Raw genomic sequence first — 7,123 nt, 5'->3', positions numbered from 1 at the left:
TTGACTTCAGCTCCGGCTTAATCTCAGGAAAGAAAATTGAGCGTGTTAACGGGGTAATTGAGGAAGTAGACGACAACTACAGTTCTTGTGAGGACTACGATCCAAACACTGGTGAAAATGAATGGGAGGTTCGCTATCTTGACGGCACGTTCCAGGTTTTACCGGTAGATATCAGTAATTTTGGGGTTCAATAGACTTTTCTCATAGTTATTTTTAACTGGAGAGCAGGTTCAGCAGTTGATACTGTTGCGCCTGCTTTTTTATTTTAAGCGTGCTATTTTGTTTTTTCGTTTCTGTCCTCAAGTAATTCATTATGTATAACGAGTATTTTGGTTTAACAGACCGACCTTTCTCTATCGCTCCAGACCCTAGATACCTGTACATGAGTGACCAACATCGTGAAGCGTTGGCGCATCTCACCTATGGAGTTCAGCAAGACGGTGGTTTTATATTATTAACGGGTGAAGTGGGTACCGGAAAAACGACAGTATGCCGCTGTTTTTTGAAACAGTTGGATGATCATATTGATGTTGCATATATCGTAAACCCTAAACAGACTGCTCTTGAGTTGTTGGAGTCCATGTGTGATGATTTGGGCATTGCCCGGGTTGAGGATGATGTTTCGATTAAGTCGCTGACAGACATGATTACGGGTCGTTTGTTATCGAATCATGCAGCAGGTAAGAATACCGTTTTGCTGATTGATGAAGCTCAAAACTTATCCGTTGATGTACTTGAACAACTTCGATTGTTGACCAATCTTGAAACTGATCAGAAAAAGTTATTGCAGATTATCTTGCTTGGCCAGCCGGAGTTGTTGGATTTGTTGGCCAGGCCTGAGCTGAGGCAACTCTCTCAGCGAGTTACCGCGCGATTCCATATGGGCAGGCTTGACCGAAAAGACATTATTCCTTACGTTCGGCATCGCCTTGCGGTAGCTGGCTGCCGTATGGCGCTATTTCCTGACAGTACCGCAAAAATTATCGAGAAAGCCAGTGGCGGTGTTCCTCGTTTAATTAATTTGATTTGTGATCGTACATTACTGGGGGTATACAGCAGTAACGGCAACAGTGCGACGGTAAAAATTTTACGAAAAGCTGCTAAGGAAGTTTTAGGTGAGCAAAAAGGGGAGACGTCTTACTCTTATTTAAACCTAAAAACGCTTCTTGGGGGCGTGGTCGTCTTGCAGTTAGCAATTATGCTTTATTGGTTTGGCAGCTCATTGGGTACTCAGAAAGCTGAGAAGTTGGTATCCGTTACAAAGGCCGAGTTACAGCCAGTGGCTCCCTATGTGGCTGCTGATGCAATTACCATGGCAAATGAACTTGAACAAGATGTGCTGGAAGCCCTGTTTAATACCAAGGCTTACACAGGTTTGGGGCGTTTGTGGGGTATAAACGGGTTGCCCAATCAGTGGCGTCAGTTATGCGAAACCTTATCGACTACGCGAGTTTCTTGCGGCATAAAGAATATCGACGTTACGGCGTTAGGTAAAATGAACAGGCCGTTCGTGGCTTCGATGTTGTTTCAAGGTCGAATTGAAGAAATTCTTGTTTCTGGTATGTCTGATGCGGGGGACTTTTCTGTCGTGATTAATAGCGATCTTACTGAAAAGGTGATTACGAAAGACGTGTTTGAGCAATTATGGACTGGCAAGGTGCATTATTTATGGCTCAAGCCAGAAGTGAATGATGTTCTTTTGAAACCAGGAGATGTGCATCCATACATTCAGCAAGTGCGTAACTTTTTAGTGGATAAGGGTGAGGGTATTGATAGTGATCTTTATGATCAGGCGCTTTCTCAGCAGGTTAAAGCCTTTCAAAGGCGCTCTGGTGTTGACAGTGATGGCGTCATAGGCCCTGAAACCATCATGCTGTTGAATACCTTTATTGAGCCTGTGCCTGTGTTAAATGACATGAATCGCAAAACCAAAAGGGCGGATTCAACAGCGAAGGAATCACAAGAGCAGCTGTCAGTAGTGAACGGAGAGCAAGGATAATGTCTTATATATTGGATGCACTTCGTAAGTCAGAGCAAGAACGTCGAAATCAAGACGTTGTTGGTTCGTTTCAAGGTCGGATGGTCGCGGGTGCTAATCAACATTCTGATGATAAAAAGTGGTTGATTTGGGCGTTGGTGGTTGGTCTTGTGGTGATCAATATTACGGTGCTGCTTATTGTTTTTAAAGATCAGCTCTTTCCTCATAGCGCTAATCCAGCCCCTTTGGTTCATGAGCCGGTTACGGAGTATCGTGATGCGGGCTCTTTGAATGAAGGTCAGAGCGCACCTTCTATCCCGTCTTCAGAATCTGTTCAGGTAAGTTCAGCCTTGCCTGGTGATTCCGTTGCTGAAGAGCTTTCAGTGACCAGTACTGACCAGGTGAATCAGCGTTTTAAACCCTATTATAGGGAGCATTATCAGGCTCAGACGAATATTCCTGTGGCGGAAGCTGAGAACCTGGAGCCTGAAGTAATCAGGCCGCGCAGTCATTACACAGACACTAACAGCAATCAAATATTGGTCTCCGGTTCTGAAGTGATCAAGCCGAGAGGAATAAAAGAGCGTTATCGGGAAATTTCGAATGAGCCTTACGAGCCGAAATACGATGTGGTTGATGTTAGCTCCAGTCGACAGAATGGAAATCCGCTTAAAGACTTATTGGCTGAGCCTGAAGTGATTAAGCCCAGGAATACATCTAATAGTGGGAATGAAGGTTCGTATAATGTGAATGATCAATCCGCTTCACAAGATATTTCCAGATTGCCGAAAATTCGAGACTTAACGCGTGAACAACAAATAAAAATACCGAAAATCATATTTTCAAGTCACTTATATTCTTCTCGTGCTGAGTCCAGAAGTGTTCGTTTCGGTAATGCTAAATACAAAGAGGGTGATTGGTTGAATCAGAGTTTAATGTTGCAATCAATTACGGAAGATGGCGTGATTTTTAATTTGAGTGGCGTTCAGTTTTATATGTCTTCTTTTGAAGATTGGCAAGGTAGATAGTAAGAATCCATGTTAACTGATGCTCTGAAGAAAAATATTCAAGGTGCTTACCGGCAATTTCTTTCTGAAAAAGATTTGAAGCCAAGGCACGGCCAAAAGCAAATGATTGCCGTTTTGGCGAGAACGCTGGGGAATATCAAAACCGATAGCGACGATAATCGAATGGGGACAGACCCATACGTTGCGCTTGTAGAGGCTGGTACTGGTACGGGTAAAACGCTGTCGTACTTGTTGTCAGTCATTCCTATTGCAAAGTCCCATGATAAAAGGATTATCATTTCGACGGCTACGGTTGCTTTGCAGGAACAAATTGTTCTTAAGGATTTGCCTGACGTTCATAAGAACTCAGGTCTGGAGTTCACTTTTGCCTTAGCCAAGGGCCGTAGACGTTATATGTGCCCGGTAAACCTTAAATTGGCCATTTCCCCGGCGCAAAATGATCAAAACATGTTCTTGTTTGAAGATGAGGTAGAGCTTCAAACGGATAGGAACCTCATACCTGAGCTGGATCGGCTGGCTCAGGCATTTGAGAGTGATGAATGGGGAGGCGATATTGATGACTGGCCGGATGACTTGTCTGATGAAATTAAAACCGTCATTACTACGGATCAGCATCGCTGTTCGGGCAGAAAGTGCCCTATGTATAATCAATGTCCTTTTTTTGAGGCTCGGCAGACGCTTGATAAAAGTGACGTAATTGTCGCTAACCATGACTTGGTTCTTTCGGATTTGAGTCTCGGAGGGGGTTATGTACTCCCGGCGCCGGAAGATACCATTTATGTGTTTGATGAAGGGCATCACCTTCCGGATAAAGCAATAAATCACTTTTCGTCTCAAGCGGGCTTGATGGAAAGTCGATTATGGCATAAGCAGTTAGACCGGGTTTTAGCTAGAATTCCGCAAACCGTAGATGATCGACGAATCGATGAGTTTTGTCGTGTTATTCCTGTCATTCATTCAGAGCTGAACGAGTACATTCAGCATAATTATGATTTGTTTGAGCACTCAACAGGTCTGCCACGGGAAGAACTAAGGGACAGCGAGCATGATAAAGCGCTTGCCAGAATTCGGTTTGATCTTGGCCGTGTTCCGGAAGAGCTGAGAGAGCAGAGCGCCCAGATTAAACTGACCTATAATCGTTTGGTGCTTCAGTACAATAAGTTGTTGGGCGCTGTTGATGACTTGATAGAAGAAAAAGATAAGGTTGTGCCAGCGGAGTTGGAACAACTTCAATCTTGGTTGTCTATGGTGATCAGTGAAGTTGAACGAAGACAAACGCTGTGGATTCGGTTTTCCGAAACCCCTGAAGAAGGGGCTTTGCCGGTTGCGCGCTGGGTGGACATGGTTGAGTACAATCATCAGGTGGACTATCAGGTCAATACCAGCCCGATTATGGCCAGTGATGACTTAAAACGGTTTCTTTGGTCGAGATGTTTTGGCGCAGTTGTGACGTCCGCGACTTTAACTGCCCTGGGGAAATTCGACAGATATAAAACCAGTGTTGGACTCTACAATAATGCCGTGTCCGAACAGGTAATGAGCCCCTTTGATTGGCAAAATGCACAACTTGTCGTACCTAATCTGAGGTCTTTGCCGAGCCAGGAACAGCAGCACTCTGAGGACATTGCACTTCGCCTTCCTGATCTGACAAAAAACGATAAAGGCAGTTTGTTATTGTTTTCTTCTCGTCGGCAGTTACAGAATGTTATGTCGTTGGTGCCTTCTACTTATCGCGAAAAGTGTTTGATTCAGGGCGAAATGAGTAAGCAGGAATTAATAAAACGCCACAAACAGCGTGTGGATTTGGGGTTGCCGAGTGTGTTGGTTGGGCTGGCCAGCTTAGCGGAGGGGGTTGATCTTCCCGGGGACTACTGCACGCATGTGATGATTGCGAGAATTCCATTTGCTGTACCGGATGACCCTGTGGGTAAGACACTTTCCGAGTGGTTGGAATCCCGAAAAATTAATCCTTTTTTCCATATCTCGGTCGCAGATGCGTCGGTGAAGTTGGTTCAGGCTTGTGGACGCTTGCTAAGGTCCGAAACGGATCGAGGTCAAATCACTTTGATGGATCGAAGGATTGTCACCCAAAGGTACGGTCAGGCTTTGATTGACAGCTTGCCGCCATATCGTTTGGTCATCGAGTAGTTTGATAAATACAGAATGGTTTGATGATGAAGATGGCTGAACTAAAAGGAGGCCTCGCTAATGGTGAGAGAGGCCTTTGGTTTGATCAGTTTTGCGGGATTTTTAGCCGAATGTTGATGGCATTTTGAAGCGTCTGGTTGATGGACAGAATGTCCGTATTGATGCCGCCCGCTGGCAACCCTGATTGAAAGTTAGGGTCGTTTACTGGGATTTGTATGGTGCCATGGGTGCCATCTGAAGAAACACTTAGGTTGTCAGTATAGAACTGGCCTCCATACGAAAGATCTGGGATAGGATCGTTAGTGCCTGGAATGGTGAATCCCAGCTCCCTTAGGGTATCTGGTGTGTAATTGACATTGTCGCGAAGTACAAAGCCATCAGGCGCACCAGGAAGGTCTCTGGGAATTAATTGGTTCGGGTCCGGCTGGATATTAACCTGAGTTGAATTTGCAAGAGATGTTTCCATTCGGGTTGAATCCCAGGCACCGTCAGCCTGCATCGCGGCTAACGTTGTTAACTCTGCCTGCTCGTCCAGTTCGGTTTCACGATCCACTTGATCAGGGTCGCCAGTGCCCGGTGTAAACTTCACGTTGACAATTTTTTTCTGAATTCTTTTTTGTGTGCTTTTCGGGATGTAGATCGTCGAGTCTTTAATGTATGCCGAGTTGAGTTCGTTTGGTGTTAACTCAACTACGTCTGCCTGAACGCTGGTTGCTGCCAGCGCCAACACTGGTGCAGCGACCAGCGTGGAAAGTAAGTGTTTGGTGGAGCATTTTTTTAGTTCGTAAAGCATGAGGTCGCATCCTATTCGAATTTTCTGAAAGACTATAAAGTAGGTGTGTTTTCAAGATTACAGCTCCAATGAAAACAACTTCCCTTGAGAGGACTGTCTCTGACGCAGACTTCTCAATTCAATAACTTTAGCTTGTCTCTGGCGAATTTTTACTTATTTTTAGTTATGTTTTAATACAGAATGTATCACTAAGTTACGTTCAAAATATACATTAAAGAGCTCGTACTCCCAAGTTGTGATGGGGGGCTCTCCTACCGGGCCTGAAATTGAAAGCGGTTGGCCGAGTTTCATTTCAACTGCTTTCATCGACATGCCGTTATGTGGTCGGACAATATCTGAGTGTTCTTGTGCTTGCTGGGCCACAGGGACAGCCACTTCATCAGACATAGATGTCATTGGATTGATAAAAGCGCCAGCTGCTAAAACTGCTGTTAATGTTGATTTATATAGCTTGTTCATTGGCCCAGTCTCTGTTTTCGTCTTTCTTCTAGTTGTTTGTGAAATATTCTGCGAGCAATCTTATCTCGGTCATGTTCTTCAATGTTAACGAATTGAAGTCCGTAGCGATACATTGGATCAAGGTTTAGTTCATTATCCTCGATTGGCTCACAAGTAATAACTTTAGCGTAGACTTCGAAACTTAGGTAGTTCGGTAGAAAAATCATGTTGATGGCTACAAAACTTTCAGCGCTAGCGGGTTTTGAATGGTAGAAATCAATGCCCGTTTCACTGATGGATACGTTTTGTTCCGGATATTTATTGGACTCAGGGTGGCTGGCCAGTATCAATTTTGCTAAAGACTCAATTTTTGCATTTACGATTTTAAAATATTTGGCTGTGGAGCTAGAGTCAGTTTCTATGGCGTGAAGTAGGTTGCCTTCTTCGGCCTCTGCTGCAACGATTTGGTTGAGCAGCTTAAAGTGAGGAGGCAAAGGCAATGGGAACTCATTATTAATTAATGGTTTTTCCGATAAAAAAGACAGGCGGATGATGGCTTTGTCTTTGATTCGAATGTATTCCCTTTGTTCACTTGCCATTTTGTACTCCAATTTGCAGTCAATTATTCACGACATTCTAACGTATTGATTCCAAAGGTGTTGGTATTTTGGATGTGGCTCATCTTTTTCTTGATATTCCCTAAAGCCTAGCACACACTAGCGTCTCATTTATTGTTCA

The 7,123-nt window shown here is 44.3% G+C and carries 7 protein-coding genes; 4 read left to right on the top strand and 3 right to left on the bottom strand.

Annotated elements, in window-relative coordinates:
• The 4 genes from ABD744_RS17380 to dinG form a co-directional block, all read left to right on the top strand.
• On the top strand, positions 1 to 194 hold a 194-nt coding region (locus tag ABD744_RS17380), incomplete at its 5' end, for a hypothetical protein (protein ID WP_344799824.1).
• Positions 195 to 382: 188 nt separating this feature from the next.
• Entirely contained in the window at positions 383 to 1,999 is a 1,617-nt protein-coding gene (locus ABD744_RS17375; RefSeq protein WP_344799823.1) for an ExeA family protein, read from the top strand.
• Positions 1,999 to 3,006, top strand: coding sequence for a general secretion pathway protein GspB (locus tag ABD744_RS17370; RefSeq protein ID WP_344799822.1), 1,008 nt, complete (start codon positions 1,999 to 2,001; stop codon positions 3,004 to 3,006). The genes ABD744_RS17375 and ABD744_RS17370 overlap by 1 nt, the downstream gene beginning before the upstream one ends.
• A 9-nt stretch (positions 3,007 to 3,015) precedes the next feature.
• Positions 3,016 to 5,154 (top strand): ATP-dependent DNA helicase DinG, encoded by a 2,139-nt coding sequence (dinG, locus tag ABD744_RS17365; RefSeq protein WP_344799821.1) that lies wholly within the window; start codon positions 3,016 to 3,018, stop codon positions 5,152 to 5,154.
• An 85-nt stretch (positions 5,155 to 5,239) separates the two neighbouring features.
• Here the strand turns inward: dinG and ABD744_RS17360 are convergent, their stop codons facing one another.
• The 3 genes from ABD744_RS17360 to ABD744_RS17350 all read right to left on the bottom strand — a co-directional run bounded on the left by ABD744_RS17360 (position 5,240) and on the right by ABD744_RS17350 (position 6,984).
• Positions 5,240 to 5,947 carry a hypothetical protein gene (locus tag ABD744_RS17360; RefSeq protein ID WP_344799820.1) on the bottom strand — a complete coding sequence of 236 codons (708 nt, stop codon included), beginning with the start codon at positions 5,945 to 5,947 and terminating at the stop codon, positions 5,240 to 5,242.
• Between the two features lie 159 nt (positions 5,948 to 6,106).
• Positions 6,107 to 6,406: a hypothetical protein gene (locus tag ABD744_RS17355; protein ID WP_344799819.1), complete on the bottom strand. Its 300-nt coding sequence runs from the start codon at positions 6,404 to 6,406 to the stop codon at positions 6,107 to 6,109.
• Positions 6,403 to 6,984: a PilZ domain-containing protein gene (locus ABD744_RS17350; protein WP_344799818.1), complete on the bottom strand. Its 582-nt coding sequence runs from the start codon at positions 6,982 to 6,984 to the stop codon at positions 6,403 to 6,405. The genes ABD744_RS17355 and ABD744_RS17350 overlap by 4 nt, the downstream gene beginning before the upstream one ends.
• Positions 6,985 to 7,123: the final 139 nt, after the last annotated feature.

This window comes from Litoribacillus peritrichatus (genome assembly GCF_039537985.1).
GTDB lineage: Bacteria > Pseudomonadota > Gammaproteobacteria > Pseudomonadales > Litoribrevibacteraceae > Litoribacillus > Litoribacillus peritrichatus.
This window is presented reverse-complemented; position numbering and strand designations above follow the sequence as displayed.